General features: G+C 68.4%; 2 protein-coding genes. Both read right to left on the reverse strand.

Annotation, left to right across the window (positions count from 1 at the left end; translation table 11 throughout):
* Nucleotides 1-68: 68 nt before the first annotated feature.
* Nucleotides 69-1085 carry an enediyne biosynthesis protein gene (locus tag ACWGJO_RS41260; RefSeq protein ID WP_452190919.1) on the reverse strand — a complete coding sequence of 339 codons (1017 nt, stop codon included), beginning with the start codon at nucleotides 1083-1085 and terminating at the stop codon, nucleotides 69-71.
* A complete protein-coding gene (locus ACWGJO_RS41265) occupies nucleotides 1082-3013 on the reverse strand; it encodes an FG-GAP repeat domain-containing protein (protein WP_452190920.1) in 1932 nt (643 codons plus the stop codon). Before ACWGJO_RS41265 ends, ACWGJO_RS41260 begins: the two co-directional genes overlap by 4 nt.
* Between the last annotated feature and the right edge of the window lie 428 nt (nucleotides 3014-3441).

Below are 3441 nucleotides of genomic sequence, written 5' to 3' on the forward strand. Positions count from 1 at the left end.
GCGCTGCCCCGAGCGGGCAGCGCCACAGCGCCGTTGCGGTGTCGTGCGCGGTGTCGTACGCGGGTGCCTCAGGCCGCGACCGCCCCGACCTGCTGCGGCTGCGCGGCCGTCCCGTCCGGGGTGCCCGCCCCGGCGGAGCCCGCCTGCCGGGACCGCTTGATCAGGTGCGCGACCCACCATCCGATCCCGCGCAGGGCGCAGACGATGGTGGTGGCGTAGAAGAGCGTGTAGACCACGTTGAACACCATCAGGACCGCGTAGACCATGGCGACCGAGGAGCCGAACATGAACTGGGCCTTGGCCTTCATCGGCGTCGTTCCCGGGTCGCTGATCATGTAGTTGGTGAACAGCACGAAGGCGACACCGGTCATCGCGCCGAGCGCGGAGTACAGCGAGACGTCCCAGATCCAGTGCCGGACGAACGCCTGGATGGCGAACGCGCCGAGCCAGCCGACGATCAGCGGCGTCCGCTTGGTGAGCAGCGCGTTGATCACCGTTCCCGCGGTGGCGATGATCAGCGGGATCATCACCCGGAAGAAGGTGTTCGCGTTCTCCGTGAACTGGTACGGCGGCGAGATGCTGAACCAGGATCCGAAGCACACCAGCGACATCGTGATCCCGAAGTTGGACGGGTTCATGTAGTGCCGCATCCGGCCGGCGATCGGCGCCTGCAGGGCGTGCTTGCCGCCGACGCCGATGACCACCCCGAAGAACATCGGCAGCAGCTGGTTGTTCCCGTAGGTCAGCATGTTGACCGCGAGCGCCGTGATGTGGGCGGGCAGCAGGAACTCGTAGACCCCGCGCACCCCGTTGCCCAGGAAGCGCGGCGGGCGCCGCTGGGCCCAGCCGCTGATCAGCTCGAAGCAGATCTCGCAGGTGTAGGCGGTGAACACCGCGATGAACGGCCACAGCCAGGGCTGTTCGAAGCCGAGCAGGGTGTAGCCGAAGGCGTTGAACACGCTGATGGAGATCGCGAAGTTGCGCAGGGCGAGGTAGCGCGGATCCTTGGGCTTCGCGGGCGCGGGGGGCACGGCGGCCGGGGCGGCCGGGGCCCCGCCGGGGCGGGACTGCGCGGTGGCGCTCATCGGTTCGGGACCTCCTGGGCGTCGCTGGTCAGCATCAGGGTGTGCGTACCGGCGGTGAGCTGCTCGGTCTTCTTGTGCATCCCGCCGTTCGCGTCCCGCCACCGCAACTCGACGGTGACCGGACCCTGGTGGGAGCCGAGGCCGAAGCGCGTGTCGAAGCTGCGGAAGCCGCCGTGGCCGCCGCCGCCGTCGAGCTGGGAGATCTGGGTGGTGCCGTCCGGGGTCATCACGCACACGGTGGCGCCGTACGCCGGCGACCCGGAGTTCACCAGGCCCTCGCCCGCCCCGCCCTCGGCGGTCGGCCGGTAGAGCCGCAGGTTCAGCTGGTTGCCCAGGTTGGGCGAGGTGTTGGCGTAGAAGGCGGGCGGGCCCCACTGCCGGGCCACCGCGAAGTCGAGCCGGCCGGTCCCGGTGGTGTCGCCGGTGGCGAGGCCGCGGGTCGGGGTGGGCACGGCGATGCCCAGTTGCTCGCTGATGTTGACGTACGGGCCGTCGGGGGTCTTGGCGTAGAAGGCGATCGCCTCGTCCCCGGCGATGTCGTCACCGGGCTGGACGTTGGGCCACATCGCGGGGTTGGACAGCAGGTCGTCGTTGGTCATGGCCATCTCCTGCAGCCACGGCCAGCGGTTGATCTTGCCCTTCACGAAGCCGGTGGCCTGGAGGACGTTGAGGTCGCCGCTGTTGAGGAAGTCGCCCATCTTGGCGTCCCAGCCCCAGCCGGTCCAGGCCATGCCGTGCTCCTGGGCCTCCTGGGTGAACGGCGCGATGCCGGCGTCGAGCTTGTTCCGCATGTCGGCTTCGTCCTTGGCCTTGTTGATCCAGACGAAGTTGCTCTCCTCCAGGCCCCAGGCGACGGTGATGTTGCTGACCATCATGTCGAACTTGCCGTCGTGGCCGAGGTCGCCGAAGTCGACGCCCATGCCCTTGAAGGAACCGTTGCCGAGCACGAAGGACTTGGGCGTGGTCGGGGTGCGCTGGCCCTTGGCCTCGGTGAGCTCGATGTGCCCGGGCGTCGACCGGTTGTACAGCAGGTGCCCGTGGCCGAAGTCGTTGGCGACGTACAGCTCGGGCAGTCCGTCACCGGTCAGGTCGGCGCCCGAGATCGCCAGGGTCCATCCGGTCGACGCGTCGAAGGGGATGGCGCCCTTCTCCTCCACGTACGACGCCGTGGGCTCGGGCCCCGAGGTGCTCTGCTGCCAGCGCAGGACGTGGTCGCCGCCGGCGTTCTTGGCACTGGACAGCGAGTCGTTCATCACGACGTTCTTCAGACCGTTGGGGTCGAGGACGTCGGAGTCGGGGAAGTAGTTGCCGATCACGATCGACGGGTGTCCGCTGCCGTCGAGGTCGCCGACGTAGTCCGCGTCGGTGTTCCAGCGCGGGCCGTGGTACTTCCCGTCCAGCGACTCCGAGGGCACCAGCTCGCGCGGCACGTAGGAGCTCGCGGCGGGGGTCGTCGCGTCCGACTTGGCCATGAACAGGATGGGCGTGCGGCCCCAGTACGTGACCAGGAGGTCCATCCGGCCGTCGCTGTTGAAGTCGCCGGGTGTGCAGCCGGTGGGCGCCATGGTGTCGTCCATCGGCAGCGGCTTGCCGTCCAGCACGAAGGGCGTGAACCGGTCGGCCTGCCGGGCGGTCGGCGTGTACGTCACGACGACGCTGTCGGTCCTGGTGTCGACGATGCACATGCTGTTGGCCACACCGTGCCCGGTGAGGTCGTTGATCGCGATGCTGGCCCCGACCGAGGAGATCCACGAACGGATCTTCTGGTAGGCCGGGTTCACCTTCCGGACCGTCTTCATCGGCTGCTGGTCGTAGCCGGGCGGCATCGCGATGGGCATTTCCTTGAAGCCGTACTGCTTCGCGACCCCTTCCGCCCCGGCCACCGCGACCGAGCTCCGCGCCGCGAAGAACAGCGAGGCGGCCACCATGATCACCACCAGGCCCGGTACCAGTCTGCGGAATCGTTCACGGTTTGTCACCGAAATTCCCCTCTCGGCAGATCGCGTACGACCCTGCTTTCGCATCGAGTGCACTCCCGCGGCCGACTCCTGCGGGCCGAAAAGGCCCGGGGTCCTGGTTCCGCGGTCCCGAAATGCGACGGTGAATCCCACTTCACTCGCAGGTCTACTGCACGAGCATGAACGCCGGACGCCCGCAAAGGCATCTCTCACATTGCTCACCGACCGGGAACGGCTTTTTGCCAATTGTTTTCCCGCCGAAATAATCTCCGGCGACGTGATCGGAAAAGGGTGATCCGCCGTCCGCGATCGGCGAGTGGCGGACGGCGGTTGGCGGGCAGCGGGCGCCGGCCGGCCGGGAGCACGCCGAAGCGCCCTCCGAACGGACGACGGAGGGC

This window comes from Kitasatospora sp. NPDC054795 (assembly GCF_053611565.1).